This is a genomic window from Ignavibacteriota bacterium, from assembly GCA_019637995.1.
GTDB lineage: Bacteria > Bacteroidota > Ignavibacteria > Kapaibacteriales > UBA2268 > JANJTB01.
Map to the genome: position 1 here is coordinate 1428227 of JAHBUQ010000002.1, position 17316 is coordinate 1445542.

9 protein-coding genes are annotated in these 17316 nt (G+C 35.6%); 6 read left to right on the forward strand and 3 right to left on the reverse strand.

Translation table 11 applies throughout. The features are described 5' to 3' along the window. The first annotated feature begins 196 nt into the window (after positions 1 to 196). A complete protein-coding gene (locus tag KF896_12040) occupies positions 197 to 997 on the forward strand; it encodes a hypothetical protein (protein MBX3044440.1) in 801 nt (266 codons plus the stop codon). A gap of 226 nt (positions 998 to 1223) precedes the next feature. Here the strand turns inward: KF896_12040 and KF896_12045 are convergent, their stop codons facing one another. Further along, positions 1224 to 3206, reverse strand: coding sequence for a thioredoxin family protein (locus tag KF896_12045; GenBank protein ID MBX3044441.1), 1983 nt, complete (start codon positions 3204 to 3206; stop codon positions 1224 to 1226). Positions 3207 to 3561: 355 nt separating this feature from the next. On the opposite strand from KF896_12045, the gene nifJ reads away from it, so the two are divergent. The 4 genes from nifJ (at position 3562) to KF896_12065 (ending at position 11400) form a co-directional block, all read left to right on the forward strand. Beyond that, positions 3562 to 7152 (forward strand): pyruvate:ferredoxin (flavodoxin) oxidoreductase, encoded by a 3591-nt coding sequence (nifJ, locus tag KF896_12050; GenBank protein MBX3044442.1) that lies wholly within the window; start codon positions 3562 to 3564, stop codon positions 7150 to 7152. Between the two features lie 88 nt (positions 7153 to 7240). Then, positions 7241 to 8239 carry a dihydroorotate dehydrogenase-like protein gene (locus tag KF896_12055; GenBank protein ID MBX3044443.1) on the forward strand — a complete coding sequence of 333 codons (999 nt, stop codon included), beginning with the start codon at positions 7241 to 7243 and terminating at the stop codon, positions 8237 to 8239. A 268-nt stretch (positions 8240 to 8507) separates the two neighbouring features. Next, on the forward strand, positions 8508 to 10349 hold the full coding sequence (locus tag KF896_12060; GenBank protein MBX3044444.1) for a 2-oxoacid:acceptor oxidoreductase subunit alpha: 1842 nt from the start codon (positions 8508 to 8510) through the stop codon (positions 10347 to 10349). 1 nt (position 10350) lies between these two features. Next, entirely contained in the window at positions 10351 to 11400 is a 1050-nt protein-coding gene (locus tag KF896_12065; GenBank protein MBX3044445.1) for a 2-oxoacid:ferredoxin oxidoreductase subunit beta, read from the forward strand. Positions 11401 to 11654: 254 nt separating this feature from the next. Here the strand turns inward: KF896_12065 and KF896_12070 are convergent, their stop codons facing one another. Together KF896_12070 and KF896_12075 are read right to left on the reverse strand one after the other, a co-directional pair. Continuing rightward, the gene (locus KF896_12070; protein ID MBX3044446.1) at positions 11655 to 12167 is read right to left on the reverse strand and encodes a DUF1858 domain-containing protein; all 513 of its coding nucleotides are present in this window, start codon (positions 12165 to 12167) and stop codon (positions 11655 to 11657) included. 1 nt (position 12168) lies between these two features. Continuing rightward, positions 12169 to 13422 (reverse strand): DUF438 domain-containing protein, encoded by a 1254-nt coding sequence (locus tag KF896_12075; protein ID MBX3044447.1) that lies wholly within the window; start codon positions 13420 to 13422, stop codon positions 12169 to 12171. A 397-nt stretch (positions 13423 to 13819) separates the two neighbouring features. On the opposite strand from KF896_12075, the gene KF896_12080 reads away from it, so the two are divergent. Continuing rightward, entirely contained in the window at positions 13820 to 17167 is a 3348-nt protein-coding gene (locus KF896_12080) for an SBBP repeat-containing protein (GenBank protein ID MBX3044448.1), read from the forward strand. The last annotated feature ends 149 nt before the right edge of the window (positions 17168 to 17316 follow it).

Sequence of the window (17316 nt, forward strand, 5' to 3'; positions counted from 1 at the left end):
TTAACTTAAGATAGTTGGACTCCACTACGGAAGTGGAGTCCATCTGTATAAAATCAGATATTTAGCTACAATCGAAAGGAATTTAATAAATTTACAGAATGTTTGATATAGTCTGTAACCATTTTATATTTTCCTTCGTCATAGTTTAAAATTTAATGCTGAATAATATTTAAACAAATTATTTTTGGGGTTATTTATGAAATTATTTGTTATTACTTTAATCGGATTGATAATAGTGGCATGTCACACTCCTCGCCCTTTATCAAAATTAAAAGTCACTGATGAAGAGAAAATATCATGGTGGCAAGGGAGTCAGGTTGTTTCGATGGACTATTATGGCTTACTTACACAAATAACCTATCTGGAGAGCACTCCTGAATTTTATATATTTCATGTCAGTGCAATAAACAAATCGGATGTAACTTATATGATTGACCCGGCAGAATTTGTATTTGATATTGATAAATTCAGAGATGCAAGTTTAGTCAAGTACGCCGATGGTAAATATCTGGATACTACATCCGATGACAGATTTGTAAAAGTAATTAATATGCGAACCCGTTATTATGCAATCAATCCTGAGCTTCAAATACTTCAAATCGAACACAATATTTCGAGAAGTGATGCTGAGTTAAGAAATGCGGTAGCAAGGCAAGTTGTAGGTGAAATAATTTCAACAACAGCAGATGTAGCTGCGGCTGTAAAATCAGATGATACACCCGAAGCGAGGCTTGACCGAAGCATTCAGCGTGCCGACAGACATGAATACTACAGAAGTGATCTCGATAGTCGTTCAAATGATATCGAATCATCGAAGATGGTGAAGAATGTATGGGCTAATGAAACGCTCAGAAAAACTACTCTTTATCCGAATTATGAAGTTGGCGGACTAGTGTTTTTTAAGAGAAATGATGCTATAGCTGAAATGACGTTCAATTTTAAAATTCAAAATATTGATAATTTTGTAAAATATCAGCAGTATATATATCTACCTTAGTTTTAACCCGAATTTTTCATTAGTAATAATAAGTGAATTACAGAAACCAAAGGAGTGGCATTCGCATTATTTTTTTATACAAATTTAATGGATTCAGTTGGTTTTTGTGGGTTTCCGACGGTTTAATTACTTCTATACTCCTACAGAATTGAAATCCAAAAATCTATGCAAAAAACCTTCCGAAGTTTTAAAAACTTTGGAAGGTTTTTTGCAATTTTCCAATTTATTACATCCCTTCTGCTTTTTTCAGAAAGTCAATAAATTCCTGCTCGTCGCGTGTGAATGCTTTGGTCGCAATCACTTTTTCATTATTGTCAAGAATGACATAAAGCGGTAGGTCAATCGAGCCGTATTTGTCTTGTTGCATCTTACGGTTAGCAAGTTCGCTTTCCTTTCTGCTGTCTGTGTATAGCTTGACTTTGACCATAGTATTCATTAACATATCAACTTTTGTGCGAGTGAACATATTCATTTCCATCCAGCGGCAGTTGGTGCATTGCCAGCCGGTAAAGTCCACAAATAGTGGTTTGCCGAGACGCTTGGATACTTCGAGTGCTGTGTCATAATCTTTATACCAAGTCGTAAGTTCAGTTGTAGCAACTGCACCTGCTCCACCAAAACCTGCTGAAACTGAACCTGCCGGGACGCCGTAATCTTTTGGAGGCATAAAGGCATCAAGCTCACCAAGCGGCTTACCAAGAAGACCTGTGAAGAACCAAACAGTAATTGCTCCAAAGAATATAGCTACCATAATTCTTGTAGCACTAACTCCATTAACCGGGCTGTCGTGCGAAAGACGGAAAATTCCGAGAATATAAAGAGTGGTTAACGTGGTAACAATAATCCAGATTGCTATAAACAAATCACGTGTGATGACCTCGAACGACCAGAATAAATCTGCATTGCTGAAGAATTTAACAGCGGCGGCGATTTCGATAAATCCCATCACGACTTTGATGTTGTTCATCCATCCTCCCGCTTTTGGGAGTTTCGTCATAAATGATGGAAACAGTGCTAATAGGAAAAATGGCAAGGCGAATACTGTGGAAAATCCGAGCATTCCTAAAATTGGATAGAACCATTCACCTGAGCTTACCGAAATCAGCGATGAACCAACGAAAGGCACAGTACATGTAAATGAGGTTAATGAAAAAACAAGTCCCATAACCAATACACTGCCGATTCCGTCACCCTGACCTTTTGAATTTAGTTTGTTCATTAGTCCGGTAGGAAGTTGAATTTCAAAAGCACCAAATAAATTCAATGCAAATACCACAAATACAGTTGCTATGCCAAGATTTACCCATCCGTTTGTAGCAAGACTTGAAATGCCTGTCGGACCGAAAACAGCTGCAACAATCACACCGATTGCAGTAAAAGTTGATATAATACCCAATGAATAAACTAAGGAATCCCGTAATCCCTTGCCTTTAGTTTTCTCGGCACGTTTTGTGAAGAATGAAACAGTAATCGGAATCATTGGAAATACACATGGAGTGAGCAAAGAAATTGCACCCATCAGCATCGAAAACCATATGAAAGAGAAAATACCTTCACTCTTTTTCTGGTCCATAAGCTCTGTAGCTTCGGTCTTTTGGACAGCATCTTTTGCATCTGCAGTTTTCTCATTTGTATCGCCTACATATACTGATACCGGATAGCCGTCATCCCCATAGCTTATCGAGAGTTCAACTTTATCATCAATCATTGCATCAGAGTATTCAAAAGTTTCAGAAGTCAAAACAGTTGGAAAATCAGCACCGGGAAGACATCTTACTGTATCGCACAATTGAAGATAAAGAACAACTGATATTTTTTCTTTGCTGAAATCAATATTTTCTTTTGCTGTCAGAGGAAGAATTATTTCACCGACTTCATAAGCTTCAATGTCCATTTCAAAGCCTTGGTCGTATTTGATTTTTGGCTTAGAAACAAATGCTTTGGAAATAATTTCAAATTTATCTTTCGGATCAATTGAAATTTCAGTTGGAGTTGGACCTATTCCTTCCGGACTGATAACTTGGATAAAACCATAGGTGTACCAATGTTCATCAAGACTGAAGTTGATTTTAATATAGAAATTGTCACCCGCAGATACGTTAGCAGCTGAAGTTTGAGCTGAAATTCTAATATGATTTGTTTCATCTGCTATCACAAAACTTGTCATTAACAGAATTGATACAAACCAAATTAATAAGGCTTTTCTCATCATCAAATTACCTATTTAATATACGAATTTTAAAAATTATAAAATTTAACAAATTAAAATATATATTGCTAAAGACGAATATAGTGCAAATGTGTTTGAACTTTCTTAGTAACGTATATGATAGATTATATTTTTTTAATATTAAAGTTAAACAGAGTATCATTCATTAATTAATACACACTAAACATAATTTTAATAAAACCTATCCAAGTTTTTGGTTTTTAATGACTTAAAATGACTTTTAAATTTTTTTTAATCAAATAAATTGCTTATTTTAGAATTGTTTTAAATTACTAATTTTGTAAAATTAATTGAGTACTAAATATATTCTATTTTAAGTCTTGGGGTAAAAAGTATGACTGAAAAAACCTATATCACGATAGACGGCAACGAGGCGGCCGCTTATGTAATGTACCGAGTAAACGAGGTATGCGCCATATATCCTATCACACCATCATCAAACATGGGTGAGTGGGCTGACGAATGGGCAGCCAAAGGGTATAAGAATATCTGGGGCAACATACCGACTGTTTGCGAAATGCAAAGTGAAGCAGGTGCAGCAGGTGCTGTACATGGCTCACTTCAGGCAGGTGCACTTACAACAACATTTACAGCTTCACAGGGCTTACTCCTGAAAATTCCCAATATGTATAAAATTGCCGGTGAGCTAACTCCGACTGTGTTCAATATCACAGCCCGCTCTCTTGCTACTCATGCATTATCAATTTTCGGTGACCACAGCGATATTATGGCAGCCCGCGGAACGGGGTTTGCTTTCCTTGGTGCGGCTTCTGTTCAGGAAGTTATGGACTTTGCATTGATTTCGCAGGCATCTACACTCGAATCACGCATACCAATGCTTCATTTCTTCGATGGTTTCCGTACTTCACACGAAGTATCAAAAATCGAAGTTATTCCTGATGAAGTTATGCGTAAAATGATTGATGAAGACTTGGTAATTGCACATCGTAACCGCTCTTTATCACCTGACCATCCTGTTTTGAGAGGTACTGCTCAGAATCCTGACGTATTCTTCCAAAATCGCGAAACAATGAATAAATTCTATACTGAATGTCCGGCTATTGTCCAGAAGCAAATGGATAAATTTGCTCAGCTTACCGGCAGACAGTACAAAATATATGAATATGTGGGTGCGCCCGATGCTGAAAGAATTGTAGTTCTTATGGCTTCAGGTTGCGAAACTGCACAGGAAACTTCTAATTATCTGAATAACTTAGGCGAAAAAACCGGCGTGTTGAAAGTGCGCTTGTTCAGACCGTTTGATATTCAAAAATTTATGGAAGCTATACCGGGCACAGTAAAAAGCATTTCAGTTCTTGACAGAACAAAAGAACCCGGTGCAAGCGGCGAACCTCTTTATCTTGATGTTGTCAATACAATTTTTGAAGGTGTTCAGAACGGTTTCGGTAATTTAACTGCAATGCCGAAAATAGTAGGCGGTCGCTACGGACTTTCTTCAAAAGAATTTACTCCGGCAATGGTTAAAGCTGTATTTGATAATCTCAAACTTGACAAACCAAAACATCATTTCACAATCGGTATTAATGATGATGTTAATTTCACAAGTCTTGATTTTGATGAATCATTCAATATTGAAAGCGACAAAGTAATTCGAGCTTTATTCTATGGATTAGGCTCTGACGGTACTGTTGGTGCAAATAAGAATTCAATCAAAATTATCGGCGAAAATACTAATAATTATGCACAGGGCTATTTTGTTTATGACTCTAAGAAAGCAGGAGCTCTTACTGTTTCTCACCTTAGATTTGGTCCGGAATTGATCCGCTCACCATATTTAATTAAGAAAGCGAACTTTGTTGGAGTTCATCAAACAGTATTTCTAGAAAAATTTGATTTGGTTGGTAATCTTGTTGATGGCGGTGTATTTTTAGTTAATTCACCTCTTCCAAAAGAAGAAGTTTGGGACAGTTTGCCAAAATCACAGCAAATATTAATCAAAGAAAAGAAAATCAAATTATATGCAATAGATGCTCAAAGTGTAGCTGAAGCAAGTGGAATGGGTCGCAGAATTAATACTGTGATGCAAGTATGTTTCTTCGCAATTTCAGGCGTATTGCCAAGAGAAGAAGCTATTGAAGCAATTAAAGATTCAATTCGCTATTCTTATGGCAAAAAAGGCGATGCAATTGTTGCAATGAATATTAAAGCAGTTGATAATACCCTTGAAAACCTCTTCGAAATTCCTATACCTGCAGAAGCAAGTTCAAAATATGAAATCCATGCTCCGGTTCCGAAAGAAGCACCTAAATTTGTTCAGGATGTAATTGGAAAAATTATTTCAGGACACGGCGACAATATTCCTGTTAGTGCCTTCCCGATTGACGGAACCTGGCCTACGGATACAGCACGCTGGGAAAGAAGAAATATTGCCCTTGAAATTCCTGTCTGGGATGCCGATACTTGTACACAGTGCGGTAAATGTGCTCTTGTTTGTCCTCATGCTACGATCAGAATTAAAGTTTATGATGAAAAACAACTTGAAAATGCTCCTGAAACATTCAAATTCACTGATGCTAAGGATAAAGGTTGGAAACAGGATAATCTGAAATATACAATTCAGGTAGCTCCTGAAGATTGTACAGGTTGTGGTGCTTGCGTTGAAGTATGTCCTGCTAAGAATAAATCTAATGTCAGTCTGAAAGCAATTAATATGGCACCTCAGATGCCACTACGCGAAAAAGAAGCTGAAAACTGGGACTTCTTCCTCAATATTCCTGATATGGACAGAACTAAGATTAATGTTAATCAAATCAGATTGCAGCAGCTTCAAAGACCTCTTTTCGAGTTCTCCGGTGCTTGCTCCGGTTGTGGTGAAACCCCTTATGTAAAATTAGTTTCTCAGCTATTTGGTGACAGAGCAGTCATTGCGAATGCTACCGGCTGTTCATCAATTTATGGCGGTAACCTGCCAACAACTCCTTGGGCTAAAGACGAAAATGGTCGCGGACCTGCTTGGTCGAATTCATTATTTGAAGATAACGCTGAATTTGGTCTTGGTTACAAACTTGCTATTGACAAGCAGGAAGAAGTTGCACTCCAATTAATCAATCAATTGAAAGATAGTATCGGCAGTGAACTTGTTGATGCTTTAATAAATGCTGACCAGAAAGATGAGACAGGCATTGCAGCCCAAAGAGAAAGAGTATCAAAATTAAAAGAAATAATTTCAAAAATTGATTCACCTGATGCTAAGAGATTAAATGCTGTTGCTGATTATCTTGTCAAGAAGAGCATTTGGATTATTGGTGGTGATGGCTGGGCTTATGATATAGGTTTTGGTGGATTAGACCACGTAATATCAACAGGCAAGAATGTTAACATCTTAATTTTAGATACAGAAGTATATTCAAATACCGGCGGTCAGACTTCAAAAGCAACTCCAATGAGTGCTGTTGCTAAGTTCTCCGCAGGCGGTAAAGCAACAGGCAAGAAAGACCTTGGGCTTATGGCTATGAGTTATGGAAACGTTTATGTTGCATCAGTTGCAATGGGTGCAAAAGATGACCATACTTTAAAGACATTCCTCGAAGCTGAAGCTTATGATGGACCTTCAATCATTATCGCATACAGTCACTGTATTGCACACGGTATTGATATGAGTCGTCCTTTCAGCCGTCAGAAACTTGCAGTTGAAACCGGTCAGTGGTTGCTTTACAGATTTAATCCTGATAATGTAAAAGAAGGTAAAAATGCACTTTCACTTGACTCCCGTGAGCCGAGGACCCCTATAAGAGAGTTCCTGTCTACTGAAGGACGCTTCCAGATGCTTATGAAGAGCAGTCCAAAGACGGCTGATACTTTGTTCAGAATGAGTCAGGAACTTGCAAACGAAAGATACAAACGCTATAAATACATGGCTGAGCGCGGCGGTGAAATCAAAGAAGTAGCGGTCGAAAACAAATAATTAACTAATCCGGGCAGGTTAGTATAGCCTGCCCGATATTAATCAAGAAATTTTAAAACTATAATAATATAAAATTCGGAGATTTACAATGGATTTGACAACAAAATACATGGGTATGACTCTTAAGTCTCCTTTGGTCGTATCCGCAAGCCCGCTCTCGAAAAATCTGGACGGTATAAAACGTATTGAAGATTCAGGTGCTTCTGCATTTGTGATGTATTCAGTATTTGAAGAACAAATTGAACACGAACAAAAAGAACTGCACTATTTTTCAACAGTCGGAACTGATTCTTTTGCTGAATCACTGAGCTATTTCCCTCAGGTAGAAGAATTTAACTTAGGTCCCGACCAATATCTTGAGCTGATTCGTTCAGCTAAAGACAGCGTTGATATACCTGTGATTGCAAGTATAAATGGTAAGACCGTAGGAGGTTGGACTGATTTTGCAAAGCAAATGCAACAAGCTGGTGCAGATGGCATCGAGCTTAATATTTATAATATTCCAACTTCTATGGACCTGAGTTCACAAGATTTGGAAAATAACTATATTGAAATTCTGAAAGCAGTTAAAAGTGCAGTAACTATACCGGTTGCACTTAAGGTCAGTCCTTTCTTTACAAATTTCGCACACACAGCTAAGAAATTTGACGAAGCCGGAGCTGATGCACTTGTGCTTTTCAATAGATTTTATCAGCCTGATATCAATCTTGAAGAATTGGAAGTCGAGCCTCATATTATATTGAGCAACCCTACTGATTTAAGATTGCCTATGCGCTGGATTGCTATTCTTAAAGGCAAACTATTTGCTGATTTGGCTGCTACTTCCGGCATTCATTATGGTGAAGATGTAATCAAGATGCTGCTTGTAGGTGCTAATGTAACGATGCTTTGCTCAACACTTCTTCGATATGGTGTTGATTACGTGAAAGACATTCAAGAGGAAGTTATTGAATGGATGACTGAACACGAATATGAATCAGTAATGCAGCTTCAGGGAAGTATGAGCCAGATGAATGTGGCTGACCCAAGTTCTTTCGAAAGAGCTCAGTATATGAAAGCTCTTAATAATTATGTACTTAATTATTAGTATTTTTTGACGATATTTATTTGCTCAAAAAAAGCAAATCACTTGATTTTTAGTCTGTCTGAGAAGTAGAAATATTAGCATTGTCATTCTATATATTTATAAAGAATGACGATAAATGCAGAATTTATGACAGGTAAATTTAAAGTGGTTTGCTTTTAAGCATATAAATATTACTTAATATTTGGAAATATGCTGATATTTAGATATATTAGTTTTTGAAAATAATTCACAAAATAAATCTTTTTTGGTTTTAATTTAAAAGATTATCATGGACAAACAATTCATAGAATTAGAAGCTGCAACAATACGATTTGCAGGCGATTCCGGTGACGGTATGCAGCTCTCCGGAACACAATTTTCCGATACGTCGGCAGGGCTTGGTAATGAAGTCAACACATTCCCTGACTATCCATCCGAAATTCGAGCACCGGAAGGTACACTTTACGGAGTGAGCGCCTATCAGGTGCATTTCGGTACATTTAAAACAAATACTCCCGGAGATGAAATTGATGTGCTGGTTGCCATGAATGCATCATCTCTGAAAGTAAATTTAAAGCATGTCAAAAAGCATGGAATTTTGATTCTTAACAAAGCAGGTTTCAAAGATAAAAATCTTAAACTTGCCAAGTACGATTCAAATCCTCTTAATGATGGTTCGCTTGATGGTTTTCAGGTCTTTGCTTATGACATTAACGAAGCGGTTAGAATGGAACTTGAAGGTATGGAACTGCCTTCAAAAATTGTTGACAGAACAAAAAATCTCTATGCTTTAGGTCTTGCTTATTGGTTATTTGACCGTCCAATAGAGCATACAGAAAAATGGTTAAAGAAAAAATTTGGCAAAAAACCTGAAATTTTCGAAGCAAATCTTAAGGTTATCAGAGCCGGATATAATTTCGGAGCTATGAATCAGGATATGGTCGTCAGATATCATATCAAACCTGCTGAAATGGACAAAGGTATTTACAGAAATATTACCGGCAATGAAGCTGTTGCTCTTGGCTTAGTCGCAGCGGCTGATCGCTCAAATATGCCTCTTTTCCTTGGTTCTTATCCAATTACTCCTGCAACTGAAATTTTACATCATATTTCCGGCTATAAGCAATACGGTGTGAAACACATGCAGATGGAAGATGAAATTGGTGGTATTACCTCTGCCATTGGTGCAGCTTATGGCGGTGCTTTAGCTGTAACAACAACAAGTGGACCCGGATTGTCTCTAAAAGTCGAAGCTATGGGCTTGGCTGTAATTCTCGAACTCCCATTAATTATTGTAGATGTTCAGAGAGCAGGTCCAAGTACAGGACTACCAACAAAGCCTGAGCAATCTGACCTTTATATTGCTATGTGGGGTCGCCATGGTGAAGCACCTATGCCGGTTTTGTGCGCCACAAGTTCTACTGACTGTTTTGATATGACTCTTGAAGCGGCAAGAATAGCACTGAAATATATGACACCTGTAATATTGCTGACTGACGGTTATCTTGCTCAAGGCTCTGAGGCATGGAAAATTCCCGACATTAATTCTCTTCCAAGATTTGAAGTGAATTTTGCTACTGAACCTGAGGGATTCCAGCCTTATAACCGTAATCCTGAAACACTCGCAAGAATGTGGGCTATTCCGGGTACTCCTGGCTTGGAACACCGTATTGGTGGCTTGGAAAAAGAAAACGGCTCGGGACTGGTTAGTCATGACCCTATGAATCACCAAAGAATGTGTGAAATCAGAGCTGAAAAAGTTGCTCGAATTGTTGATGACATTCCACTTGCTGAAGTTGATGGTCCTGAATCAGGTGATTTACTTGTAATTAGCTGGGGAAGTACTCACGGAGCTATCAAGAATGCTCTGAAGTCACTAAGAGATAAAGGAAAAACTGTATCGCACGTTAGCTTGAGATACATTAATCCTCTTCCAAAAAATATTGAAGAAATTTTAGGCAGATTCGAAAGAATTTTACTTCCGGAAATGAATCTTGGTCAAATGAAAACGCTTCTGCAAGCTAAATTCATGAAACCAATTATCGGTTATAACAAGATTCAGGGCAACACATTTACAGCCAAAGAAATTGAATTTAAAATTGAAGAATTATTATCGGTAGAGGTGATTTAAAATGACTACATTTGTTGATAATTTGATAAATACCAAGTATGTTGATATCCCGAAATATACTCCTAAGGATTTCAAAGCGGATATTGATGTTCGTTGGTGCGCCGGCTGCGGCGGTTTCTCTATTCTTGCACAAGTTCAAAGAATTATGCCTGAACTTGGCATTCCAAAAGAAAAAATCGCTTTCGTTTCAGGTATCGGCTGCTCGAGCCGTTTCCCTTATTATATGAATGTTTATGGATTTCATGGTATTCACGGCAGAGCACTTGCAATTGCATCAGGATTAAAAGTTGCACGTCCTGATTTATCTGTGTGGGTCGCAACTGGCGACGGCGACTGTATGAGTATTGGTGGTAATCACTTAATTCATGCCAGCAGAAGAAATGTTGATATTAATGTCATTATGTTCAACAACGAAATTTACAGTTTGACAAAAGGTCAGGCTTCGCCTCTTTCAAGAGTAGGACAGAAGACAAAATCATCGCCATTAGGTGTTCTTGACGAGCCATTTAATCCCTCATCACTTGTGCTTGGTTCCGGAGCTACCTTCGTTGCTCGTGGATATGACAAAGATCCCGGACAGCTGAAGTATTTATTCGAAAGAGCAGCAGCACATCGTGGATTTGCTTTTGTTGAAGTATATACAAATTGCGTTATTTTTAATGATGGTGCATTTGAAGAATATACCCGACGTGAGTCGAAGTTTGACAGTACGATTATGCTCGAACATGGCAAGCCACTCGTATTTGGTGAAAAACGCAATAAAGGTATAAAAATGGATGGATACCGTCCAATGGTTGTTGACCTTGATGGAGGTCAATATACAGTTGACGACCTCATTGTTCATAATGAAAAGGATTCCACCCTTGCTCTGATTCTTTCAGATATGAGCTTTGAACCCGGTATGCCACGCCCGATGGGAGTTATTCAGTCAATTGAACGACCTACTTATGATGAAAAAGTAACATGGCAGATTCAAAATGAAATTGAAAACAAAGGGGAACCTGATATAAATCAACTATTGAAAGGTACTGATTTCTGGGAAATCAACTAAGTTGATTTCCTGACTGTTGAAATTTAAAAGGGGCTGTTTTCAAAAAGCCCCTTTTTTAATTTATTCAATGAATAAAAAATTTAAAATTAAGCTATTTTGCAAGAAATTAATATACTTTTATATTTCAAGAATCCATTGATGCTTTACCAAGTTTGACCCGAATATGTCGAATGGTTTTGAATGACAATTTCAAGTATGTAACAAACACAATGGGACATCTAAAAAATGTTGATTAATATATTATATTGCAATTATCAATCAAATTTACTAAAATATATACTAAATGATTTGTCTTGATTTTTAACTTCCATTGCTCTGAATCCGGCTTCTTTTGCTTTATCAATAAGCGGTGCAGGGTGAAAAGAGCAATTGAGAAGAAGAAGATTATCTTTTTCAAGGCTTCGCAAATTATTCATTACTTCTCCAAGTGGCGAGCTTCCTGCGGCGATTATTTCATCAGCATTTATGATTTTCAATACTTTAGACTCGTCAATCTCAAAACCTGAAATTTCATTCTTTGATGAATCAATCACAGTCTGAGGCAATAATCCCAATTTTTCATTTAGTGAGTTTATTAGAAATGGAAGTTCTACTTCAGCCACTTTTGCCGCTTGTTCAATAGTAGCAAGTTTACCCACAGTCCTTCTGAGTATCGGATTTTTCAATTTTGAAAATGCAGGTACAAGCTCTATTAGATAATCCTCGACATAAGGATAATTTTCAAGTAAATCTATTACTTTTGTGTGAGGCGTTATGTGAAATTTCATGCTAATTTAACTCCTTTGAGGCATAACTCAGTAGTCTTTGCTCGCCTTCCAATGCTCTAAGCTCTGTCAGGTCCTGACTTACTTCAAGAGTGCCCATGTATTGCCCTTGCTCATCGCGTACAGCGAAATATTCAATATGTATGAATCTTCCGCCAAAATTTATCCAGAAAGGCGCCTTGTCCTCTTTGCCACTTCGGAAATCTTCAATAATTCTATCTACAATATGCATACTGTGTGGAGGGTGACACATCCTGACATCACGCATCAATATTGCTTTTGAGCGTTCAAAAATACGTTTTTTTCCATGCGAAAAAAATCTTACTTTATCATCTTTATCAACAAAAGTCAGGTCAAATGGAAGAATATTCAAAACATTGATTAACTCCTCAAGTTTGAAATTGCCTGTAGGCATTGAGATTAAACCATTTGGAATACTTGCTTGATCTACATCGGAAGTATTTTCATCATACGATAAATTTGGTTTCCACTCAGATTTAGGTTCTACAATGCAATAGCCATAATCCAGAGTTTGCTTATATATCTCAAACCATTCGGATTCTAAAATCATATCGCCACACATAGGCAGGAGAATTTCATTCTCCTTATAAACCATATCTTTTGCTGCAATAGTTGCCGGTAAAAGAAACATATCTGCTATTAGTTTAAGCTCGTCGCCTGATATGTCGGAGCTTATATCAAGTGATTCCAATCCACTTTTCAGCTTTGCTCTGATTTCATCATGCTTGCCCCACATTACTGTCGGGGGACCGGTGATACCTTTTTTTTCAAGATAAGGAAATACAAGATTTTCTTTGCGTTTATAATGTTTGTCTATATCAGTTAAGAGATTGAATTTTGATTTTAGGGTCAAAATAGTATTAAGCTCAACTTTTTCATTTATAATATTTGCCGAAATAATATTTTCAATATCTTCGCAAAGGTTAGCAATAGCTTTATTTTCATGCTTGAAAGTATCAATAGGGTGCCCGGACGGAATAATTTTAGCTAAATTCAAATCAATTCTACCCTCAAGTACCTGTGAATGTAAATCGCAGAACTTTTGTATTTCAGATGGTGGCAATCCATCTTTTATTAATTCCTGCTCTGCTTCGACAACTAAGCCATAAGGAACAGAGCCAAGAATTGTTATCAAGCTCTGACGCACTTCTTCACGTGCATCGCCTTCATGAAGTCTCAGAAAAAGTTGCTTTAGCATTTCCTTTTTGTGATTCGAATTATTTATAAACTCACTCATTCTTTTGTATCCTTTTTAAAAAATTGTTAATAATATTTTATAATAAGACTATTAAGTCCGATTTGTATTTTAACAATTATTTTTATATTCCATTTATTTTTTAATTTATATTATATTATGATGAATCAAATAATTAAGGGAAACTTTCTGCAATATTCTTTTTGCAATTATCATTTTTTTATTATATTACAATTGTGATTCTGTCATTTTTGAATTTTGTTCTTTTTATTAAGTGGGTTGAGAGATTAATTGGTGCAAATAATGTGCCACTATTTTTAATATTAGGAGTATTTATTATGTATTCTAATTTATTTTTAGGCGGCTCGAAGAGCCGCCGGACAGCCGGACAGGTAAATATTATTTACCTTCAATTTGTTTGTGTTTATTAGTAATAATCATGTTGCCGCAGGTTACGATGGGAGAAATTAATCCAAACAGCATCAAGCAGAGTTATTCATTCATTGAGAATAAGGGACAATGGGATTCCGATGTTCTGTTTCTTGCAAAGAGTAACTCGCTCCGAGTTTGGATTACTAAAAAATCAATGGTATTTGAGCAGTTTGAAGTAGAAACTACAAGTGAAATTGACAGAAATTCTATGCAAAATAAGGAAATTAAAGCTTATGCAATTGCACTTGAATTTCAAAAATCTAAAATTCCAGATTTTGAAAAAATCGGTGAAGGAAAAACAAAACTGAATTACTTTGTTGGTAATGACAAATCCAAACACAAAACCGGAGTAATGCAATACGAAGAAGTAATGCTGAAAGGCATTTATGACGGTATTGACATGCGGTACTACTTTGAAGATGGAGAAGTTCGATATGACTACATTGTTCAGCCTTATGCTGACCCAACGCAGATTGAACTCGAAATCAAAGGATCGCAGGAAAATAAACTCGAAAACGGTGAACTTGTGATGAAAACAAGTCTAAAACCTGTCGTAAAACAAGGTTTGTACGCTTATCAGAAAAATTCTGACGATAGCAAGAAAACTGTTAATTCATCTTTTGTACTCACTGGAAATAAACTAAAACTGAATATCGGAGAATATGATAAGTCAAAAGTTTTAGTGATAGATCCGCTGACATTAGTGTCCCAAAATTTTTTAGGTTACACAAATTCTAGTGAAAGCATACAAGATATTGTTCACAATCAACAAAGTGAAATATTGATTTGTGGTTATACAAATTCTCAAATATTTCCAGAACAAATCGGTAGTTATGTTGGTGGTTTTGATATAATTATTGGGAAACTGAATGAAAATATTGATAATATTTTTTGGATGACTTATATCGGAGGTATAGATGACGACTTTGCATATTCAATCGATATTAATGACTACTACATATACTTTACAGGAATCACTCAAAGTGATGATTATCCTCTATTGAATGAATTATATTCAAATTTAATAGGAATATCAAGTAATTATTTTTCAGTGTTGAGTTTGGATGGAAACATATTACATTATTCAACTTATCTGGGTAATACTTCAGGTTATCAATCATTAAATTGGGAAGCATCAACCAAAGTTAATGAAAATGGTATTGTTTATTTGACTGGCTACGCACAAAACAATCAAAATGAGCCTTATTTTGTTTACAGAGGCATTACAGAACAATCCCATTCTGATAAAGTAGGTTTTATTCTTGCTTTAGAACCTAATGATTTATTCAGTTATGATATTCAATTCTCTTCAAAATTTGGAGGTAATTTTGAAACTTCAATATCCGGACTTGATATTGATAATGACGGAAATATTTATATAACTGGCAACACTAGGAGTAGCTCTTCAACTTTTTTTCCAACATCAAATGCTTATGATGGACAAAATAATTCTAATGAATTATCAGTGTACTTTTCAAAACTTTATTTTGATGAAAACTTAGATAGATTAAAAATTGATTACAACTCTTACTTTATTCATGGATTTGAAGGTAACCAAGGCAATGGTTCAAGAGATATACTTTATAACAATGGAAAAATTTATATTTGCGGAAGTGTTGATAATGGAGTTCTACCGTTAATGAATGCTTTTGAGAATGTTTTTGATAATTCAATTAGTAATAATTATAATGGTTTTTTATCATGTTTTGAGCCATATTCAGCTGGAACTAACCTTATTTATTCAAGTTATTTTGGTGGAAACTATAGCTATTTAGAAAAATTAACTTATGATAAAAATTGTAACGAAATTATTTTTTTGGGAAGAACTTTATCTGAAATATCGGGTTTCGGTGGACAAGTGAATGAGCCTTTTTCTTCTAACGATAAAATGATGATTGGAGTTGTCGATATTAATAAAGTAGCTGTTAATACATTAAAAGAGTTAGCTTATTTAGGATTATTTTTTAACTTCCCGAATTCAATCATACATAATCAAGTATCAAACAAATTGTATGCTGTTGGCTCTTCAAATAATTCTGGCACTCTTGAAAACATGAGTATTTTCAGATTGAGTAAAAATGAATGTGAATATATCCAACCTTGTGAATGTCCTACAAGCTCTAAAGATTGGTTAGTTGTTACAACAGAAAAAGGTGCTAATGGCTGCGCACCTAATCAATGTGCTGTAACACATAGATTACATATTCCCGAAGAATATCAGTGTTATAGCTGGATAAGACTTAAAAGTGAATTGAATGGTGAGGTTATTTGGAATGAACAATTAATCGAATTTGCTGGGTTTGACATTACTCCGTTTAATATATGCATTCCCGAAGGTCAAATTTATGAAATAACTATTGAGTTTTATAAAAGTTTAAATGATCCAAATCCATGCATTATAAAGAAAAAAAATTATTGTTCAATAGCTTCACCAACGTCGCCTTGCAAGAAAGACTGTTTAGATATTGATTTTGAACCCAGAGAGCCATTGATAATTCAATTATGTACCGAAAATGAAGATTGTACCGATAGTGAATTATGTAAATGTGACATTATTGTTACATACTGGACAAGAGAAGCTTGTGGATTCCAAGATATCCAAATTACAAATATTGAAGTTAACAAGGGATTAAGCACATGCGTTGAATGCTGGTTAACGAAAGAACAACTCTTTGCATTGGCAGGAAATAAAATTATTGAAGAAAACATAATGGATTTTGAACCTAAGACTCATAATGATCCTTGCTCAGATACTTACAGGGTTAGCCAAGCCACTTGTTGGGCAAGCTGGACTGTCTTTATTGATGGTGATCAATATACTCTACCCCAAATTTTCTTTATAACAAAACCTTGTAATAACGAATGTTGTTCAAGAAGATATAGAGTTTGCAGAAATGAGAATGCTCCCGTTGACATAATCGATTTAGGACCAGGCGAAATGCAAAGTACATGTGAAAATGTAACTTTGACTATTCCAAATCAAGTTTTGGATTGTTTTAATATGTGCGCATCATTAGAAAACATAGCAAATGTTCCTTTTTTATTAAAAAATAATTCTAATAACTCAATATTTGAAAATGAATTATTCGTTGATAAAAACAGAAATTATTCTTTGAAAGTTGAACATCAAAATGACATTTTGTATATTCATTATTTCAATATGAAAAGCAAGAATATTTATTTTGAAGTTTGCGATTTGTTAGGAAATATCGTTTTGAAAAATGAAGAAATTTTGCAATCAGGATATAATACTTTTGAATACTCAATCAATAATATAACATCAGGTTTGTATATTTATAGAGTACTAATTGATGGCTTTCAGTTAAAATCAGATAAACTTATTATATTAAAGTAGTTGTTAATTGTACATACGGAATCTATAGATTCCGTATGTACTAACTTTTTAGGAGAAAAAATGAAAAATATTTTATTTATTATAATATTATCTTCATATAATATTTCACTTTCAAGCGATTGGAAATTCATTAAACAGTTAAATACAGG